The following is a 19,508-nucleotide window of genomic DNA, read 5'->3' as shown; positions in this document are numbered from 1 at the left end:
GGCCTGCACGCTGGCCGTGTTCCTTGCGGGCGCTTCCCCGGCGTCCGCACAGCCTGTCACCCGCGAGCAGGCGATGCGCGCGGCGATCCATCCCGTCGCAACCGAGGCCGGGATGCGACAATGGCTCGCCCGCGTGCCGGTGACACGCAACTGGCCGCCCGATTTCGCGGAAACCATGAAGGGCCAGGGACCGGCCTTCATCGTCGAGATGAGCACGGCGCCGGGTTGCGTGCCCTGTGCCGATCTCTGGAACAGACTCGGTGCCCTCGGGCAACGCTATGGTTGGAAGGTGCGCACGATCGGTAGCCAGGAGGCGATGCTGCGCTCCGGGCGACTCGGTCTGCCCTGGGTGGGGCATCCCGTCGCCTGGGTGCGCCCGGTCTCCGATCCCAATCGCATCATTCCGGTTGCGATCGGAACCGACCACGAGCCGAACCTGGCGCGCAACCTCTACCTTGCCGCCAAGATGCTGACCGGGGTGAAGCCCACCGTCGGCGTGCGCGGCATGTCGAAATTCACCGGGATCGTGGCCGCATCGCCACGCCCCGTCCCCAACCGGGCGAGGAATTGACATGGGGAGCCACGTCCTCGCCCACTTCCAGGAAAGTTGTCTGCCATGGCCTCCGCTCGTTGTCGTCTGACCTTGCTTGCCCTGCCGCTGCTGGCGGTCTGCGGCTTCGCTTCCCCCGCGTCCGCGCAAAGCTGGGCCGAGAGCTGGTTCGACAATGTTACTTACACCAGCCCCGGCAGCTTCGAGGATCAGACTCGCGGCTACATCACCGCGGGCGGCATGTCGGGCCGGGTCGACGTCCATAACGACTATCTGATGAGCGTCACGCTGCCGAAGATCAGGGCGGGCTGCGGCGGAATCGACATGTTCCTGGGGGGAATGAGTTTCCTCGATCCGGACTACCTCGTGCAAAAGCTCGAAAGCATCCTGCAGGCCGCGCCCGCCGTTGCTTTTCAATATCTACTCGAAACCCTTGATGAAAAGATGGGCAACATCATCTCGAAGATGGAGGCCGCGACCAACTTCCTGAACTCGATCCAGGTCAACGACTGCCGTCTCGCCAACCGCATGGTGCAGATCGCCAAGGGTGACGACAACATGTCCGGCATCATCGAGGAGATGACCGGCTATAAGTCGGTGCGCGAAGGTTTCTCGAAAAGCTATCAGCAGAGCCGTGAGAAAATCCAGGCCAATCAGGGCAATCCGACCGAGGATTTGAAGGACGCGCTCGAAAACTGCCCCGCCGAGGTCACCGACATCTTCAAGACCGGCTCGCTGCTCGCCCACGCCGCCGCGCGGGTCGGAGCATCCGAATGGGCCGGCGTTATGCGCGCGCGCGTCGGCGACGTCTATATGCGCTGGGACGCCACCGATCGCGTGCCTCTGTTTAGCGCGATCCCGGCCTGTCCACGGCAGGATACCGAGAGCGTGGACGATTTTCTAACGGGCAAGGTCCAGACCCGAGCCATCGCCGTGCCGCCAACCTCGACTGATTGTTCCGTGGACGGCAGCGGCAAGGGCGCACTGATCCTTTCGCGCGGACGGATGGAGTCAATTGCGGTCAAAATCCGCACCCGGGCTGCTCTGACGCCCGAGGAACGCCAGTTCGTCGCCAATGTCCGTACATTGCCGGTCTATCGCCTGCTGGAATGGGGCGTGCGGCAGGGCATGGTCGAGAGCGTGATCGGTGACACCGATGAACTGGTCGCCCTGACGCTCGCCTATCAGATGCTCAACGACCTCACGCGCAGCATCGACTTCGCGGTGTCCAATGCCGAACGCGGCGCGACGGCGGCAGGGGCCAGCGATCCCGGAAATGCCAAGGTCTGCCAGACGCGCATCCTCAGCAAGGGAATCGAGCAATTGAGCGGACTGCGCGACGAAGTGCTGCGCCAGCGCGCGCAGATGCGTCAGTCCTATATGGCAGCGCTTGAGTCGGCGAATCTCTCGGCCAACTATGCCGGGGTGGTTCGCCAGCGCGACCGCGATGCGCGTGATGCCGCCGGCGCCGCCGCCAACCGCAACCGCTGAGCTAGGGCCACGCCATGATCCGCATTCTCCGCGCCCTGTCCGTCCTGATCGCGCTTTTCGTGGCCACACCCGCGCTGGCGATCGATACCAGCTTCCATACTTATGACGGCTTTGCCGAGACTGTGGACGCCTTCCGCCTGGTCTCGATGATCTTCGGCGATCCGCGCTACGAGACACTGGTACTGATCGTCGCGGTGGTCGGCATCGGCCTCGGTGTCCTGCTCGCCGGCATCCGCGGTCAGGGCATGGGGCTGGTCGGGTTCGGTTTTCAGATGCTGATCGGCGTCGGGCTGTTCGTCGGCATGGTGGCGACCACGGGCACGGTCCATGTCTATGACCGCGTCCGCAACGCCTATCAGCCGGTCGGCGACGTGCCGAACCTGATCGTGCTGGTCGCGGGCGTGACCAATATGATGGAGCGCGCGCTGGCCGAGGTCATCGACGACAATACGACCGATCCGCACGCCAAGCTCGAGTTCGGCGCGGGCGGCCACACGTTCGATCTGTTTCTCAATGCCGCGTCCCCGCGCGGTCCGATGACCGACACCTTCCTAGATAGCACGATCAAGGACTATGTCCGGCAATGCTATCCGGTCGCGCGCGTCTCGCCCGCCTATGGCGTTGACGATGATATGCTGTTCCGCACCGCCACCGATCTGCCCGCCGCCTTCGCGGGTATGGCGGGTCCCGCGACATTCAGCACGGTGTTCACGTCCACCGACAAGGGCGGCACGACGGTCAGCTGCACCGAAACCTGGGAGCATATCTCGACGCGCCTCTCCGAGCCCGCGCTGTTCGACAATTACGTCGCGCAGGTCTGCACACGCACCGGCTACGATATCACCAACGCGACCCAGCTACAGCGTTGCCGATCCAACATCGGCGAACTCGGCCAGATGATGATGGACACACCCCAGTCGCTCCAGCAGTTCCTGACCAATGTCATGCTCGGCAGTACGGTGGGAGACGTGCTGTTCGAGGACAGTCCGGCAACCGCCGCGCGCGTCATGGCCAATCGCGCCGTCGTCTCCTCCGGCCTCGCCACCATGTCGACCGCCAACGAATGGATGCCGACCATCCGGGCCACGGTCTTCGGAATCATGTTATTCATGATGCCGATCGCGCTCCTGTTCATCCTCACCCCGATCAACCTGCGCGTCGCGTCGTTCGCGCTCGGTCTTTTCGTGTTCGTCGCGCTTTGGGGCGTGATCGACGCCGGCATCTATCAACTCACCTTGGGCCGCGCGACCGACGTGCTGGCCGAGATGCGCGCGAACAATGTCGCGGCCAACGCATGGATGCTCGCGCCCTCCTCCGCGATGAAGGCGCTCGCCATCTTCGGGAGCTTCCGCACGGCTGCGGCGGGACTTGCGGGCGCCTTCGTGTTCACCGTGTTCCGTTTTTCGGGCAACGTGTTCACCTCGTTCACCAGCGGCGCCCTCGGTGTCCAGGGACAGGGCACGGCCGCCGCCGCGCCGCTCGCCACAAGCGAGGGCTATGCGGGCGCGCTCGAGGCGCAGGCGACGGCGGCGGGCACCATGGCGCGGCGCGGTGCGGCGTCGAACTTCGGCGACTTCGGGGAGCGCTCGACCTTCGGCGCGAACCGGGCATTCGGCGCCGCAAGCCGGGTCCTCGGCGAGCACGGCGGCGGGGCGAACGGCACGGCCGCATTCGGCATGGGTGGGCTCGATAGCGCACGAGAACTGGGCGGGTTATCGCCAGCGCTCACTGGCCGTAGTCTGACCGATCCAGCGACCGTTCGCGCAGTGCGCGACAATGCCGCGACGACGGCGATCCATAATTTCGCGGAGAAGGATGCGCTGCGCGCGCTGGGCACGGGATATTTCGGCCAGGGACAGGCGGGCGAAGGTGCCTTTGCCGCCTTTACGCAACGGATGGTCCAGTGGAAGGCGTTCGGCGATACGCGCGCCTATGACATGATGTTGTCCGGCGCACAGCGGCATTTCGAGCGGAACGGCTACGACCAGAAGGACGCGGTACTGAAAGCTTCGACGGTGATCGCGCAGGCATCGGCCGATCCAACCTTCGCCAAGCTGATTGCCAACACCTTCGACCAGGAGCAGATGCTGCGGAACGACCTCACCGCCGCTCAGGTCCAGGTCGGCGCGATGGAAGGACGGCGCGATTTCGCGGGCGACAATGTGACGCGGATCGAGCGCGGCAATGTCGCGACCGAGCAGGCACACCGCACCGGCAGCAATGAGGGGCAGCGTAATGCCGCATCGATGCTCGGCCTCGGCGTGCAGGAAACCTCCCGTCGGATCGCCTTCATCAACGCCCTCTCGGGCGAAGCCCGCTCCACCGCCATTTCCCAGCTCTCCCGCGCAACTGGCCGCAACGAAGCGCAGGTGATGCGCGCGCTCGAAACCTACAATGCCGCTGTGCAGGTCGGCACCGCCGACGGCGCGACGGCCGAGGCTGCCCGGGAAGGCACCAGCGTCTACGGGCGCACACGCGAGGCGGCGGGCTACGACTTCGCCGAGCGGTCGGGCAAGCTCGATGCGCAGCGCGAGGTCGGCCATGATGGAACGCGCTCTGCGGCTCGGATCGGCGAGCAGCGTCGACAGGCCGACAATGCCGGCTTTGCCGAGGGTGCGGCGGCTGCGGGCATGTCGGTGCGGCAGGCGGCCCACCTCGATAGCTTCATTCGCACATTGTCGCAGGGTGCCGGCAATCAGGTCGATATGGCCGAAGGCGGCGCGGAAGGAATTGCCGATCGCGCGCGCAACGAGCGCCTGACCCGCATTGTCGACAATGAGCGCCTGACCCGCATGCAGCAACTGCTGGGCGAGCATGGCGTGCAGATGTCCAAGCGCCAGATCGCCATGGCGCAAAATGGTGACCTGAGCCTCAATCTGACGCCGGAGACCGCAGCGCAGATGTGGCGCGGTGGTCTGATCAACGAGAGCCAGCTCGGTGCGATCGCCAATGGCGGGCGTGCGCGATTTTCGTTCGCCGACAACGATGTGCTGGTATCGAGCTCGGTCGGGTTCCAACAGTCGGCGCGCAACGACACCAGTACGCGTTTCGAGGCGGGCAAACAGGCCGGGCCCGACACGATCGAGCATTTCCTGAGCAGCGGCGAACAGGGCCAGGCCATGATGCAGAACTGGCTGCGCGGCGGGTTCGAGATGGACCGGCACGGCAACTGGCGGCTCAATCCGCAGGTAGCAGATACGCTCACCAGGGACGTCCAGGCGATCATCGCGCAGACCGGATGGCAGCGGGGGCTGTCGCGCTCGGCGCAGGATCAGGTCACGATTGGTACGTCTGTCGGTGCTCATGTCGGAGGGAGTATCGACTCTCAGGAATCCGAAGCTATTGGCGGCCGCGGACAACCGGCCGGCAAGGGACAGCAATCGAGCCAAACGCCGACCACCCAGAAGGGCCGTTCCACCTCGGGACGTGTCGGCGGAAGTCTGGGGTTCGAGAGCCGTGATGTTGGCATTTCAACGGAGAATGCTCAGTCGAGCCTGGATATCGTGAACTACGACGTTCGAGAGGCAATTGCTGCCGCCGAACGTGCCGCGGCCCGGTCCAGCGATCCGGCTGCAACCTTCTCCCGCGAACTGTCAGATCGCATCCTTGGCCCGGATGGCATGCGTAACCGCTACCTTCAGGACGCGGATTCCGGGCGCGCGACATTCGACGTTACTGGCCCTCTCACATCGGTTGAACAGAACGCGGTTCTGAAGGGCGGGAGATTCTCCACGGACATCGAGGGCAGCCCGGGCGATGGCGACAGCAGCTTCAAAAAACGCTGATACGAGCGCCATTGTTAGGGCTTATCGGATTGCCGATGTATAGCGCCCCGGAGCGCGGATCGTGGATATCGCTGCCGGCTCGGATATCTTCCATAGCGCGATCATGCTCTTCCCACAGACGGGCAATTCTAGCCCGCGCCTCATCGGATATAGGATCGCCCTCGCCCTGCGGCGCAAATGCCGTCAGCCAATCCTGCGCGTAACCGACACCCAGCGCCAGGAGCGCAGTCATCGGGAAGAAAAGCACATTGAGAAAACCGGCAGGCGCGCTGTCGTAGAAGGCCTCCAGCGGCGCGATCTTCGTGGACGCCGCCATGCCGATCCACCAGACCGGGATCGTGGCCCACCACGCCTTTGCATACCACGGACGCCACAGCCAATCGGCTAGCCTCAGCCGCGGCGCTGCAGGATCGGTTGGGGGCATGTCGGCTGCGGTATTCATCGATAGTTCCTCGCAGCCGACTATAGCAGAGATCTTGTCATTGTTCCATCATTCATAGCCGGTTTCGTGCGGCAAATCGCACTGGAACACTGGTTTGACCCCGCTGATTCTGTTCTCTGCAAGCCGATCTGGAGCGCGCCTCAGCCTTCGGGTTCCGATGTGGATATGGTCGCGCGAGTGACCCCGGTGTGGAGCTCACGTCGAAGACAAACGACATTGCACGGCGCATCGCGCCCTGAACGCCTAGAACTGGCCTGCAGCTCTCAATTCACGTTCGAGTGTCGCAAAGGGCAATATGAGCGTCAGCGGTTTGTCGTGCAGCGGAATAGCGCCGTAGCCGGCATACCAGTCCGCGGCGCGCTCGTTTTTGGCGTCGATGATCAGCATAACCCCGCCGACCTCGGTCGCGACGCGAATGCATCTGCGCCCGATCGCGCCCAGGAGCTGACCCCCGAGCCCTTGCCCCTGCACACGCAGATCCGTTGCTAGCCGCGCGAGCCGGAAGCCCGGCACCTCATGCCTGGCGAGTCCTCGCCTCGCCAGTTCTGGCGTATCCGCATGATCCATGCTGCCCGGAGCGATGCTGTAAAAGCCGAGAACCGTCTTGCTGTCGGTGTCGTCGATGGCGAGGAACGTCTTCGCCCCGCCTGCCTCGTGGCTTTGCCGCGCATAACGCTGCAAGTAGACGTTCAGATCATTGTCGCCGCAGTCGAATGAAGTCCGGTCATGCGCTTTCGAAATCGCTTCCTCGTGCCATGAAGGAAGCGTCATGCCAACTTCGGCATCGCGGCGATGGCAGCGCGCAGTTTCGCATTCACCGGCGGCGGGTTCTCGAGCAGATCAAGAACGAGCAGGCTGTCTCTCTCGCTCAGTTTCGTCCGCTCCGACTCTTCGATCACGTTCTCGGCCTCGCGCAGCGCCGAACGTGTGACAAAGGTCGTGAGATCGGTATGCTTGAGCGCAGCCGCCCGGGCAAGCAAAGCCTTTTGCTCCGGCCGAATCCGCAGGCTCATGCGTCTGTTGTCTTCCACTACTGCTCGCGGCATTGTGTGCCTCCACTCGTACAGCTTCAATTGGTACACCCTTCCGCTGCCGTTCGTCAAGCAGTGTACGCTTTGAAAGAGCACCGGGGCGCTTGGGGGCGTTAACGCGCTTCCCCACTCACCACCTTTCCGATTCTACTCCACCGCCTCAACCAACCTCCACCCTTCCGCGCTGCTCGCCGCAAAATGGTCCAAGCCGTATCTGGCGCATCGTCCGCTCCCGCAACGCGATGTGAGCTATCCACGCTCCGGCTTGTCGTCGGCGCTCTCGGGCACCTTGCTATCCCTGTCCTGGCCATCACGGATGACCTGAGCATCGATGATCGCGCGCGCGACCAGCTCCGAGCGCCTGAAGACGCCGTAGCGTTGCTTCGCTCTCGTTATGAAATACCGAACCGTGGTTTGGGCGATCCCGAGGATCTGGCCGATCTCCCAATCGGTCTTGCCGAGCGCGATCAGCGCCGTGCATTCTGCCTCGCGGCGCGTAAGCCGGGGAACATTGCGGTCGTGCATGGCGTGATGGAGATAGAGGCCCGCCCTGAACGCGAAGCCGGCGATGATCTGGAGCGTGGTCATCAGCGATGGCGTGATCTCGATCGGTTCCGGGCGGGCGAAGGTGCATGACGCGTAGGACTCGCTCGGGATGTGTAGCGGCACGGTGACGCCGTGAACGATCCCGTAGCGCCCCGCTTCCTTGAAAAGGGCATGCTGGTGATCGGCAAGCTCGACGACGTTGCTGATCTCCTCCCAGCCGAACGGCCGATCGAGAAGCTGGCTCACTTCATAGACCGGGTCGATAACATAATAGTGGTTTGCGATGTAGGATTGGACGAACTTCGCCGGATAGTTGGTGACCACCATCGAGCACTCGACCAGCCGCGGCAGACCGCCGTGTTGGACCAGCGCGATATAGGGAAAGCCCATTTGCCTGGCGGCATCAGCCAGTCCGTCGCGCAGTGCCTCGGTCGACGATGCCATGTTGAGACGGGATAGCGCTTCAAGCAGGCGGGGTCCGACATACACGGGTTTCTCCTCCTCGCCGGCGCAGATCTTCGTCCAGTCGCAGGCTTCCGCTCCGACCAGACTAGGCGGAAACTTCTCGAAGAAGGGACGCATCTGCGGTTGTCTTAGCGTCTTGCGGACGACAACTTTTCTGATCGCGTGAGCTTGAAAAGCAATTTTTAGCCGAATCGAGGCCGGTCGTGCTAATATTCATAAAGGATGGATCCTTTGCTAGATTTGAGGGGCCTGCTGCTGCTCCAGAGCGGCCGTGATTATGGCGGCCTGCATGTGCGGCAGAAAAAGCAGTATCCTCGCCGCCTCTGGATGAGCAATCGGGAAGGGCGCGCGGACGTTCATGTTCGCCCCGTTGGGAGTATTGTCGGTCATCATTCAGTCTCTTTGGCGTAAGAGGTTGACTGACCGACCGGCCTTTTTCCAGCAATGCGGGATTCTACGCACCAGGGTCTGTTGCGCGCCGCCTAGCGCTATCGCCGTCGCAACCAGGCTCGCGATCGAACTAGCGTCGAGCTTGCGCATGATTCGGGCGCGATGAATCTCAGATGGCCGATTTGCCGCAACACTCAGGGTATTGGCGTAACCTGCTGGTATAGGTGCTGGATATTGTCTGGTCTGGCGAGATCGTGACCCGGGCTCATCACGGCGGCAGCGCCAGCAGCAATTCCGAAGCGGAACGCTTCGGCCGTATCCCAGCCGATCGAGATCGCAAAGAGCATGGCGGAGAGGAAACTGTCACCGGCGCCAACCGCACTTTTCGCCTCTATGGAGGCGGCCGGCAGAAAAAGCTGTCCGGTGGCAGTGGCAAGGATTGCGCCGTCATGGCCCATGGTCACGGCGACATGCGCGGCTTGTCCCGATCGAACGATTTCCATTGCGGCATTGGCGATCTCGTCGGGTGTCGCGAGTTTCTGGCCGGTGAATTGCCGCAACTCGCCGATGCTGGGTTTTACGAGAAAGATGCGGCCTTCCTGAAGGCCACCCTTGAGACCGGGCCCTGAACTGTCGAGCACAACCGGGATATTGCGTCGGTGCATCAGCGCCGCGACCTGACCGTAGAAGTCACCGGGCATACCCCGGGGTAGCGAACCGCTTAGGACCATGAATTTGCACTGCGCGTTTTCAAGCTGGGCAAGACACGCCTGCCATTCGACAGGCTGGATTGTCGGGCCGGGCGGGACGAAGCGGAATTCCTTGCCGCTTTCGATCTCCAGCACGGCAGATGCAACGCGGGTGTGGCCCGCGATGGTGATGCGATTGCGAACAAGCTGATGAAGGTCGAGCAGGCCGTCGAGCGCATCGCCCGTTGCGCCACCCGCCATATAATAGTTTCGAGCATTGCCGCCGAGGCGGACGAAGACCCGGGCGACGTTGATGCCGCCACCGCCTGGGCTGTAAAACTCGGATTTTGTCCGCATCTTGCGCGTGTGGAACATGCGATCGACTTCGTAGGCGACGTCGATCGTGGGGTTCAGCGTCAGGGTGGCAATGTTCGTCATTCTGCCATTGAGCGGGCCGGCCGCATTCCGGTCTATCCGCAATATCCCCAATTCAACCGGCCCATATTCGCGGATGTGATCGAGGATCGACGACGTCGCGGTCAGCGCGATGTGCTCGGCCAGTACGGCAATGCCAGTTGACGCGGCCCACTACGGGATATCTCGCATAGCTCGAGTTATAGGGGTGTCTAAGGGTCGGACTGTTGCAGACCAAGCAGGAGCAGAGTGAGCCGATGAGTAACGAGCCCAAGATCACCTTCCACGGCGCTGCAGGGACAGTCACCGGCTCGTGCATGGAACTGCACTATGGAGGGAGTACTGTGCTTATCGACTGCGGCCTTTTCCAGGGATCGCGGACTCTCGAAACGCTCAATCGGGACCCATTTTCATTCGATGTGCGCAGGATCGACGCGGTCGTGCTGACCCATGCGCATATCGATCACAGCGGGCTTCTGCCCAAGTTGTCGGCCGAGGGCTACCGTGGCCCGATCTACTGCACTCCCCAGACCAAGGATCTTCTCTACTACATGCTGCCGGATGCCGGACGGATCCAGGAGAGCGAAGCGGAGCGACGCAATCGTCGGCGTGATCGCAGGGATGAAGTGCCGTTCGAGCCGATCTACACCGAAGCGGATTCGATGGCCGCTTACAGCCTGTGCGACACGGTCGAACTGAATGAGTGGTTCGAGCCGGTACCGGGCTTCAGGACCCGGTTTTGGAATGCAGGGCATATTCTGGGGTCAGCGTCGGCCGAGATGCACGTCGGAGGCTCGCACCTATTGTTCTCGGGAGACCTTGGACCGCATCACAAGGCATTCCATGCGGATCCGGAAGCGCCGGTTGGTTTGGACCATGTCGTGTGCGAAAGCACCTATGGCGACCGGGTTCGGGAGGATGTCTCGATAGAGGAACGCCGGACGCAACTCGAGGCGGAGATCAAGGCCGCCCTGACCCGCGGCGGCAATCTGGTGATCCCAGTGTTTGCACTTGAACGTACTCAGGAATTGCTGCTCGACATCGCGACACTGATCAACACCGGGCGTCTGGCATTTCCGCAGGTGTTCATCGATTCTCCGTTGGCGACACGGGCGACCGAGGTGTTCGCCAAGCACGCCAACGACCTTGAAGACATGGGTTCGGGGGAGATCTTCCATCACCCGTCGTTCCACTACACCGCCACCACCATGGAATCGATGCGGCTGAACACGATGTCGGGCGCAATCATTATGGCCGCGTCCGGCATGTGCGAAGCGGGGCGTATTCGCCACCATTTGCGGTACAATCTCGCGCGTCGGGAATCGACGATCCTGTTCGTCGGCTTCCAGGCGGCTGGCTCGCTCGGCCGGACGATCCTCGACGGTGCCAGTCGCGTCCGGATCTGGGGACAGGACGTCGCGGTCCGTGCCCAAATTCGTCGGATCGACAGCTATTCCGCGCATGGCGACCAGACGGATCTCAAGGAATGGATCACGGGGCGGATGCCGATCAATGGCAGTCTTTTCCTGGACCATGGCGAGCCAGTCTCCATCGAGACGCTACGCCGCTTGATGCAAGGCGAAGGAGTGTTGTCAATCGTCACGCCGCAGATCGGCGAGACCTATTCGTTGCCCACAGGAGCGCCGGCCAAGCGCCTGAAGACGGGCGATGTCGAATTGCAGAGCGCGGTTGGGCGGGATTGGCAGAACGACTATGCCGATTTCTCGGTCCGGTTGAAGAAGGAACTGCAGGATATCGAGAGTGCGTCGGCACGGCGCGAGGCGCTTGCCCGGATGGGCGAGATCCTGCGTTCCTACCAGTCCCACCGCGAGAAGCGGAAGAGCCGGCAGGACTAGCTGCCCGAAGCTCCTTGCTCTGCTCGACCAGGCCTATCGCCCGAAGCTGATGGGGAACCTACTTATGGGCGCACCCGGGTGCGTCCTCTATCACGCTTGCATAGGCATCTACGGAGTAAGACATGTCGAACACACCGCATAATTTGAGCGAAGAGTTTCCGGGCCAGTTGGACAAGATCCATGCGCTGAAGGTCTCAAACCCGAGCTTTGCACAGTTGCTCATCGACTATGATGAAGTGAACGACGAAATTCACGTGGCCGAGACCAATGTCCAGCCGACGTCGCACGATCATGAAACCGAGCTTCGCAGGCGCCGCTTGGCGATAAAGGACCGGATCGCCGCAGCACTCTCGAATTAGCCCAATGGGTCAAGGGGTCTTGCGCGGCGCTGTCGGCCTTCGGATACGCGCCGGCGGGAAACGGCTCATCTCATGCACGCTGTATGATGAGGTAGCTAAGGTACGCCACGTAGGCACTCACGAAGAGGCCACCCTCGCCCCGCGTGATCTTGCGGCCGCTAACGAAAACCGGAATGCAGAACAACGCTACGCCTAGCATCACCGGGATATCGATGCCGATAAGGTGAGTGTTGACGTCGATGCCATCGGCCGGAATGAGGCAGGTCACGCCAAGGATCACAAGAATGTTGTAGACGCTGCTGCCGATCAGGTTGCCGATGGCGATGTCACGCTCACCTCGGAAGGTGGAAATGATCGTGGTCACGAGTTCGGGCGCTGAGGTGCCGATGGCGACGATGGTCAGACCTATGAATGCGTCCGAGACGCGCCAGAGACGTGCCAAACCGACGGCACCCTCGACGAGCCAGTCGGCGCCGGCGACGATGATGACAAGGCCGGCGGCAAGCATCAGCATCTCGGTGGCCGCCTGGCGATTGGCGAGGCGCCGGGGCCCGTACTCACGGGCAAATTCCAACTTGACCTTAATGCTCTCTTGCCGGGCGACGCGGATGACCGCCAGCGTGAACGCCGCGCCCATGGTGACGAGTAGGAGCCCCTCCAACCGCGAGAGCGTGCCGTCCCATGCGAAGGCGAGCAGCGTGGCCGAGGCGATGACGATCACGGGGAGTTCCAGGCGCAGTGTCTGCATCTGGATCGCCAGCGGCCGCAGCGCGGCGCTCAGCCCGAGGATAAGGAGGATGTTGACGGTATTGGTGCCGGCGATATTCCCCACCGCAAGCGAGCCGTTGCCCTGAACGGCGGCATCGATGCCGACAGCCAGCTCCGGAGTGCTCGTTCCGAGCGCGACGACGGTGAGTCCGATCAGCAGGGGTGAAACGCCGAGGCGTGCCGCCAGAGCCGACCCGCTTCTCACGAGCAGTTCGGCGCCAGCGATCAATGCGGCAAGCCCGACGCAGATCCAGACGATCGCAAGAGTCATCGGGAGGTCAGTCTGCCTTGCGCTTCGCGGGATCGGGCACGAGGAGGACGTCGCCGGGCACGGCATCGATGATCTTGCGCGCCGTGCTTCCGATCAGGGCTTCATAGACCATGCCGCCGCCATGAGTCCCCACCACGGTGAGATGGCGCCGCGAAGTCTCGGCATAGTCCTGCAACAGCCGCTCGGGCACTCCGTTTTCGATCATGCGGCTGACCATGCGAGCCGTATCGGGCGCGATCCCGGCTTCGGCCAGGAACTTGTCGGTCGCGTCCTTGCCATAGTCCTCGAATTGCTTCTCGACTTCCGCGCGGCCGAGATAGCCGGCAAAGGGCACGTCATAGGCGTGGAAGAGCGAGATGCCCGCATCTGGGAAGAACCGGACGGCCGTCTCGAGCGCGACACGGGAAGACTTCGAAAAATCCGTCGTGACGAGCATGTTGTGATAGCGCTCGAAGGCGCGGTCGCGGACGATGAGAACGGGAACGGGAGACTTGCGGATCAGCCGGTCGACAGTGTCGCCAAGGAACATGCGCGCCAGTAGTTCGTCGCGGGCGACGCCGGTGACGATCAGCTCCGCATGGGATTTCCGGATGACCTTCAGGACGACATCTGCAGGCGCTCCCGCCTCGACATGGACTGCGATGTCGATGTTCGGGTCCTCGCGCACCAGATCCCGGAACATTCGATCGCGGACCTTTCGAACCGGGTCAGGCGGGCGACGCCAGGATGGCTGGTCGCGCAGGCTCCCGAACAGGGTAATATCGTCGGGTGGGGCAAGCGCGTGGATGACTGTGAGTTCGGCCTGCCACGCCTTGGCGACCATCAGGGCCCGGTCGAGCGCGCGGTCGCAACGATGGCTGAGGTCGGTTGCAAGCGCGATACGTTTGGGGAAAGTGTCCTGGGTCATTTCGTCCTCCTAGTCGTTGAGTTCCTTGAACCAGCCCAGACGCCGCATGAGGTGCTTTTCGCCCTCGAGCAGGAGCATGAGAGCCGCGCCGGCGAGCACGAGCAGCGCAAGGTCGTCAACGGTGAGCGGTCGCGAGCCGAAGATCGCGTTCATGAACGGGGCGTAGGTGAAGAGCGCCTGGCCAAGGAGCAGGATCGCAATCGCGATCAACACGGCGGGGGTTCCCAGCGCGCCGCGCCACGTCAGGGACGTCATGTGCAGATAGCGGACGTTGAAGAGGTAGAAAATCTCCGCGACGATGAACATGTTGACGACCATCGTGCGCGCCACTTCGAGGCCGCGGCCCTGATCGAGCGTGTGGAAGAAGAGGCCGAGGGTGACCGCGGCAAACAGCACGGACACCAGCACGACGCGCCACAGGAGAAATGGCGAAAGCAGAGGCGCGCCGCGTTTGCGTGGGCGACGCTGCATTACGCCTGGCTCGGTGGGTTCGAAAGCGAGCACCAGACCGAGCGTCGCGGCGAGGATGAGATTGACCCACAGGATCTGGGTTGCTGACATTGGCAGAGCAAATCCCAAGAGGATCGCCAGAACGACCGCCAGTGTCTCGCCGCCATTGGTGGGGATTTCCCAGGAAATGACTTTCCGGATATTGTCGTAAACGGTCCTGCCCTCGCGTACGGCGCTGACGATCGATGCAAAATTGTCGTCGAGGAGCACCATGGAGGCGGCTTCCTTCGAGGCTTCGGTCCCCTTGATGCCCATCGCCACGCCGACATCGGCCTGCTTGAGCGACGGGGCATCGTTCACGCCATCGCCGGTCATGGCGACGATCTGGCCCTGTGCCTGCAGGGCGCGGACGATGCGAAGCTTGTGCTCGGGACTGGTCCGGGCGAACACGGAGATGCGAGCGACGATCCGTTCGAGTTCCTCGTCCGAGAGCTTCTCGATATCGAGCCCGGTCATCGCTTGCGGATCGTCGGCAAGCTCGAGCTGGCGCGCGATTGCCAGCGCCGTCGCGGCATGGTCTCCCGTGATCATCTTGACGGCGATCCCGGCCGAGCGGCATTCGGCGATCGCCTCCTTCGCCTCGAGGCGCGGTGGATCGATGAAGCCGACCAGTCCGAGCAGCCGGACGCCGGCCATGACGTCGTCGAACGAGATGCGCTCTGCATCCGACGGCATGGGCTTCGCTCCAAAGGCGAGGACACGCTCGCCCTCGTTTCCGGCTTCAGCGATGGCGCGTTCCCAATCGCCGATGTCGTCGGGCGAGGTCATCGCGAAGAGGGCCTCGGGTGCGCCTTTGACGAGGAGAGCCGTCGCTCCGTCAGACCCACGACAAAGCGTCGCCATGAAGCGGTGCGCCGCATCGAACGGGATCTCGTCGAGCCGCTCCCATTCCGTACGTTCCAGTTCCGGGTCGACGGCAGCCTTCATTGCCAGGGCGAACAGGGCGCCTTCCATGGGATCGCCCTCGACGCGCCAGTCTTCGCCAACCTTGCGCAGTGACGCATCGTTGCACAGGATACCACAGCGGATCAGCGGCATAGAGGCCGCCATGGCGTCGGCCTGATCGCCTGTTCCCGCGATCTGGAGATGTCCCTCCGGAATGTAGCCTGAGCCGCTGGCGATCATGGTGTGCCGGGCGGAGATGATCCGGCGGGCCGTCATCTCGTTGCGCGTAAGCGTGCCGGTCTTGTCCGAGCAGATCACCGAAGTGGCGCCGAGCGTTTCAACCGCAGGGAGCTTGCGGATAACGGCATTCCGGGAAGCCATCCGGCGCACGCCTATGGCAAGCGTGATGGTAATGACTGCCGGCAGACCTTCCGGCACAATGCCGACGGCAAGCGCGACAACGGCGATCAGAGCATCGATCCAGTCGTAGCCCCGCACCAGAACGGCGAACGCAAACAGCGCCAGGCCTCCTGCGAGCACGAACCAAGTAAAGCGACGGGCGAACTGGTCGATCTGCTTCAGCAGCGGCGTCACCATCGCTTCGACGGACTGGATTAGCTCGCTGATCCGTCCGATCTGCGTGTGGGGCCCGGTGGCAACGGCAATTCCGTTCGCTTGTCCGGCGGCGACCAGCGTGCCGGAGAAGGCCATGTTTCGCCGGTCTGCGAGAACGGTCTCTTCGGGCAGCACCGCCTCCTGCTTCTCGGCCGCGACCGACTCCCCGGTCAGAAGGGCTTCGTCGATCAGGAGGCGGCGGGCATGGAGCAGCCTGAGGTCGGCCGGGACACGATCGCCAGCTTCGATGAGGACAAGATCGCCAGGGACGATCTCGGAGACCGGGATCGTCTGCCTGATGCCGCTGCGGACAACGCTCGCCTTTGGCGCGATCATCTGCTGGATCGCTTCGAGAGCCTGTTCCGCCTTCCCTTCCTGGATATGGCCGATAACCGCATTCACAATTACGACGGCCACGATGACAGCCGCATCGATCATATGGTCGAGCAGCGCGGCTGCCAGCGCCCCGGCGATCAGAACGTAGATCAGGGTATTGTTGAACTGGGCCAGAAAGCGCAGCAACGGGCTCCGCCGAGGCGACTTGGGCAGCGCATTGGGACCAAAACGGGTAGCTTGTCGGCCTACTTCCGAAGGCGAGAGGCCGGTAAGATCCACGTCGAGGATCTTGGCGATCTCGCTGCTCGGTAACGCATGCCAGCACACTTCTTCCAAATCGATGGGCGCCGACATCAAGCCTCCTTGGGATAGGTTCGGATCATGGGAATTGAGCACACGGAAGCGTGGGCCAGACCTCGCTTCCTTTGGTTCCTGAACTGGGCTCCGAAGTCCTCCAATTCGATCGATAACTGGGATCAACTAGCTGGAGAGACCGGGTAGATCGCAATCCGGTTATATCCGTAGAGACGCTGCTCCCACCGCCCGATAGGCTGGGGTTTAGAAATGGACGAGTGCGTTCGCAGGACCCGCGCTGGGTGCGATCGGGGTGTTCGCGAACCGCAGGGTAGATCGCCTCTGCGGACCTCGAACAAGGCTGGCATGAACGGCCCATCCCGCTAAGAGTCCAAGGAGACACCGACCCTCCCCGCTTGTTCGAGGCCGCTTTTGGAAACCGTAACGCTTGTCCTGACTTTACTTTTCGCCGTCGTCGTAAGCGGCATACTGGCTCGGTTGCTTCCGCTCCCGATACCGCGGCCGCTGGTGCAGATCGCCCTGGGCGCCGCAGTCGGACTGGTCGCAGACTGGCGCGTAACGCTCGATCCGGAGATTTTCTTCCTACTCTTTCTGCCGCCGCTCTTGTTTCTCGATGGCTGGCGCATCCCGCGGGAGGATCTGTTCAAGGATCGGTCGACCATCCTCGAGCTTGCGCTTGGACTGGTCGTGTTCACTGTGCTGGGCATGGGATTCTTCATCAACTGGATGATCCCGGCGATGCCGCTTGCGGTGGCGTTCGCCCTCGCCGCAGTAGTATCGCCGACCGATCCGATAGCGGTCTCCGCAATCGCCCAGCGCACCCCCGTTCCCAAGCGGATGATGCATATCCTCGAGGGAGAATCCCTGCTCAACGATGCCTCGGGTCTCGTATGCTTGCGTTTTGCGGTCGCCGCCGCGTTGACTGGCGCCTTTTCCCTGGGGGAGGCAGCGATTAATTTCCTGTGGGTCGCGATCGGCGGAATCGCCGTCGGGATAGCGCTGACCTGGCTTGTCGGTTGGGCGAAGAGCATCGTCACGCGATACGTGGGCGAGGAAAGCGGCTCGCAGATCCTGATTAGCCTGCTCATCCCGTTCGGCGCCTATCTGATCGCCGAGCATCTCCATTGTTCAGGAATCCTCGCAACCGTCGCAGCCGGGCTTACCATGGGTTTCGTTGAGGCGCGCGGGAATGCCCTGGCTGTCACACGCATCCGAAGAACAGCGGTGTGGGACATGATCCAGTTCACCGCCAACGGGGTCATCTTCGTGCTGTTGGGCGAGCAACTGCCAACGATCCTCGCCGATGCCGCCGATACCGTGCGTCTCACCGGTCATCACGAACCGTGGTGGCTGGGTGTCTATGTCATCGCGATCAATTCTGGACTCGCAGCGCTTCGTTTCGCCTGGGTGTGGTTGTCGTTCCGCCTGACCTTGTTCCGTCGGCCGGAGGACCGAGAGCGCCCGAATTGGCGGATCATCGGGGCGATGTCCTTCGCCGGTGTGCGAGGCGCGATCACGCTGGCCGGTGTGCTCACCCTCCCGCTTGCGATGGTGGACGGCTCGCCCTTCCCCGCCCGCGATCTCGCGATATTCCTGGCGATGGGCGTGATCATTCTGTCGCTGATTGCCGCATCCATCGGTCTGCCCTTGATGATGCGGAGCCTCGAGATGCCACCCGAGCCGACGGGAGAGGCCGAGGTGGATGCCGCGCGCGTTGCTGCCGCGGAAGCGGCGATCGGCGAGATCGAACGAACGCAACATCGCCTCGCCAACGGCAAGAGGGATCCGGACACTTACGTTAATGTCGCGTCGCGGCTCATGGATTTATACCGTGATCGGATCGATCATCAGATCGCCGAGCCCGAGCAGAAGGATGTTCACCGGCGCGACGAGAAGATCGAACGCGAATTGCGGCTCGCCGCGCTCAAGGCCGAGCGGGAGGAAATATCCCGGCGGGTTCGCAACCGACAACTGGGCAGCGAGGCCGCGCGCAAGCTCATCCGAGAACTGGATCTCTTCGAGACGCGGCTTGCAGGATGAGATAGTGCCTCGCCTGTGAGGCATTTCGTTATGAAGCCAGCGCGGTCAGGATTGGAAGGAGGCGCGCCATGCCTCGCCCGTTATGAAGCCCTGCGACCGAAATTCAGCTCAGGAGAGGTATTTTTCATGAACAACAATGATCTTGCCAAAAAGATCGCCCGTGAACACGGCATCACCAAGGCCGATGCGCGCAAGCTTGTCGATGCGATGTTCGCCGGGATTGGCGAGGCCGCGGCGAAAGGTGGGGAAATCTCATTCAACGGCTTCGGCAAGTTCAAGGTCAAGGACAGCCCTGCGCGGGAAGGCCGCAATCCGACAACCGGCGAGGCAATGACCATCAAGGCATCGCGCAAGTTGGGCTTTTCGGCCGCCAAGGCCTTGAAGGACAAGCTCAACCCGTAACCCCGATCGGCGGTGCCTCTTAGCATAAGCCGGGGCGGCGCGATCAGATCGCTCAACCGAGGGCCAACGAGCCTTGTCGTGGGTGCTGTGGCGGTGCTGACTGGGCATGGCCTGTCTGGAGCAGCTTTCGAGCGATGGGAGAAAGCGTGTAGAACGCTTGGCGCTGGGTGCCGCGATTATGGTGGTCGACCCGATAGCCCTGATAGTGCCGATGCAGGATCCCGGCGCGAACGAGAAGGATTTCCTTCACAGGAGACTTTGCAGCATCGTCTTGCAAAATGCTCTGCACAACTTCAGCGGAAGTCGTCGGACCAATCGTTCGGGAGAACGGCCTGGAGCCTGGTGCCGCGCCGCAGAGCAAATGCGGAAGCCGCCAGCCGCTCGATCTTGCCGCACCACGCGGCGATGTTCTTCTCGACGCCGCCTTGGTCTGCCCCCACC

Annotated in this window: 17 protein-coding genes and 1 pseudogene; 7 read left to right on the top strand and 11 right to left on the bottom strand. The window is 62.7% G+C overall.

The window, feature by feature from the left end:
* The first annotated feature begins 73 nt into the window (after positions 1 to 73).
* The 3 genes from GR702_RS08580 to GR702_RS08570 are packed head-to-tail and all read left to right on the top strand — an operon-like array spanning position 74 to position 5,826.
* Entirely contained in the window at positions 74 to 571 is a 498-nt protein-coding gene (locus GR702_RS08580) for a hypothetical protein (protein WP_373886193.1), read from the top strand.
* A 45-nt stretch (positions 572 to 616) separates the two neighbouring features.
* On the top strand, positions 617 to 2,041 hold the full coding sequence (locus tag GR702_RS08575; RefSeq protein ID WP_048577675.1) for a conjugal transfer protein TraH: 1,425 nt from the start codon (positions 617 to 619) through the stop codon (positions 2,039 to 2,041).
* 14 nt (positions 2,042 to 2,055) lie between these two features.
* On the top strand, positions 2,056 to 5,826 hold the full coding sequence (locus GR702_RS08570) for a conjugal transfer protein TraG N-terminal domain-containing protein (protein WP_160985499.1): 3,771 nt from the start codon (positions 2,056 to 2,058) through the stop codon (positions 5,824 to 5,826).
* Here the strand turns inward: GR702_RS08570 and GR702_RS08565 are convergent.
* From GR702_RS08565 to GR702_RS08540, 6 genes are all read right to left on the bottom strand, one after another.
* Complete coding sequence (locus tag GR702_RS08565) at positions 5,813 to 6,268, bottom strand: hypothetical protein (RefSeq protein ID WP_048577673.1); 456 nt, start codon at positions 6,266 to 6,268, stop codon at positions 5,813 to 5,815. The genes GR702_RS08570 and GR702_RS08565 overlap by 14 nt on opposite strands.
* A 243-nt stretch (positions 6,269 to 6,511) precedes the next feature.
* Positions 6,512 to 7,039, bottom strand: coding sequence for a hypothetical protein (locus tag GR702_RS08560; protein WP_048577672.1), 528 nt, complete (start codon positions 7,037 to 7,039; stop codon positions 6,512 to 6,514).
* A complete protein-coding gene (locus tag GR702_RS08555) occupies positions 7,036 to 7,281 on the bottom strand; it encodes a type II toxin-antitoxin system TacA family antitoxin (protein ID WP_237449632.1) in 246 nt (81 codons plus the stop codon). The genes GR702_RS08560 and GR702_RS08555 overlap by 4 nt, the downstream gene beginning before the upstream one ends.
* A gap of 267 nt (positions 7,282 to 7,548) precedes the next feature.
* Positions 7,549 to 8,427, bottom strand: coding sequence for a LuxR family transcriptional regulator (locus GR702_RS08550; RefSeq protein WP_202408155.1), 879 nt, complete (start codon positions 8,425 to 8,427; stop codon positions 7,549 to 7,551).
* A gap of 117 nt (positions 8,428 to 8,544) precedes the next feature.
* Complete coding sequence (locus GR702_RS08545) at positions 8,545 to 8,700, bottom strand: hypothetical protein (RefSeq protein WP_160985498.1); 156 nt, start codon at positions 8,698 to 8,700, stop codon at positions 8,545 to 8,547.
* A 194-nt stretch (positions 8,701 to 8,894) separates the two neighbouring features.
* Entirely contained in the window at positions 8,895 to 9,764 is an 870-nt protein-coding gene (locus GR702_RS08540) for a 1-phosphofructokinase family hexose kinase (protein WP_337192562.1), read from the bottom strand.
* Positions 9,765 to 10,060: 296 nt separating this feature from the next.
* Here GR702_RS08540 and GR702_RS08535 point away from each other — a divergent pair, with 296 nt between their 5' ends.
* Together GR702_RS08535 and GR702_RS08530 are read left to right on the top strand one after the other, a co-directional pair.
* Complete coding sequence (locus GR702_RS08535) at positions 10,061 to 11,659, top strand: MBL fold metallo-hydrolase (RefSeq protein ID WP_086485946.1); 1,599 nt, start codon at positions 10,061 to 10,063, stop codon at positions 11,657 to 11,659.
* 122 nt (positions 11,660 to 11,781) lie between these two features.
* Entirely contained in the window at positions 11,782 to 12,018 is a 237-nt protein-coding gene (locus tag GR702_RS08530) for an HP1242/YdcH family protein (protein ID WP_086485610.1), read from the top strand.
* Positions 12,019 to 12,088: 70 nt separating this feature from the next.
* Here the strand turns inward: GR702_RS08530 and GR702_RS08525 are convergent, their stop codons facing one another.
* The 3 genes from GR702_RS08525 to GR702_RS08515 are packed head-to-tail and all read right to left on the bottom strand — an operon-like array spanning position 12,089 to position 16,664.
* Positions 12,089 to 13,057, bottom strand: coding sequence for a calcium/sodium antiporter (locus GR702_RS08525; RefSeq protein WP_086485609.1), 969 nt, complete (start codon positions 13,055 to 13,057; stop codon positions 12,089 to 12,091).
* 7 nt (positions 13,058 to 13,064) lie between these two features.
* The gene (locus GR702_RS08520; protein WP_086485608.1) at positions 13,065 to 13,964 is read right to left on the bottom strand and encodes a universal stress protein; all 900 of its coding nucleotides are present in this window, start codon (positions 13,962 to 13,964) and stop codon (positions 13,065 to 13,067) included.
* 9 nt (positions 13,965 to 13,973) lie between these two features.
* Positions 13,974 to 16,664 (bottom strand): HAD-IC family P-type ATPase, encoded by a 2,691-nt coding sequence (locus GR702_RS08515; protein ID WP_086485607.1) that lies wholly within the window; start codon positions 16,662 to 16,664, stop codon positions 13,974 to 13,976.
* A 372-nt stretch (positions 16,665 to 17,036) separates the two neighbouring features.
* On the opposite strand from GR702_RS08515, the gene GR702_RS08510 reads away from it, so the two are divergent.
* Positions 17,037 to 18,665 (top strand): Na+/H+ antiporter, encoded by a 1,629-nt coding sequence (locus GR702_RS08510; protein ID WP_086485606.1) that lies wholly within the window; start codon positions 17,037 to 17,039, stop codon positions 18,663 to 18,665.
* 126 nt (positions 18,666 to 18,791) lie between these two features.
* Entirely contained in the window at positions 18,792 to 19,067 is a 276-nt protein-coding gene (locus GR702_RS08505) for an HU family DNA-binding protein (RefSeq protein WP_086485605.1), read from the top strand.
* Positions 19,068 to 19,119: 52 nt separating this feature from the next.
* On the opposite strand, the pseudogene GR702_RS22295 reads toward GR702_RS08505, so the two are convergent.
* Both GR702_RS22295 and GR702_RS22055 read right to left on the bottom strand, forming a co-directional pair.
* Positions 19,120 to 19,302: pseudogene (locus GR702_RS22295) on the bottom strand (hypothetical protein); the annotation flags it as partial.
* Positions 19,303 to 19,360: 58 nt separating this feature from the next.
* Positions 19,361 to 19,507 (bottom strand): hypothetical protein, encoded by a 147-nt coding sequence (locus GR702_RS22055; RefSeq protein WP_202408154.1) that lies wholly within the window; start codon positions 19,505 to 19,507, stop codon positions 19,361 to 19,363.
* Position 19,508: the final 1 nt, after the last annotated feature.

It is taken from the genome of Novosphingobium silvae, assembly GCF_009856825.1.
GTDB classification, from domain to species: domain Bacteria; phylum Pseudomonadota; class Alphaproteobacteria; order Sphingomonadales; family Sphingomonadaceae; genus Novosphingobium; species Novosphingobium silvae.
The sequence above is the reverse complement of the archived record's forward strand: the minus strand, read 5'-3'. Positions and strand labels throughout refer to the sequence as shown.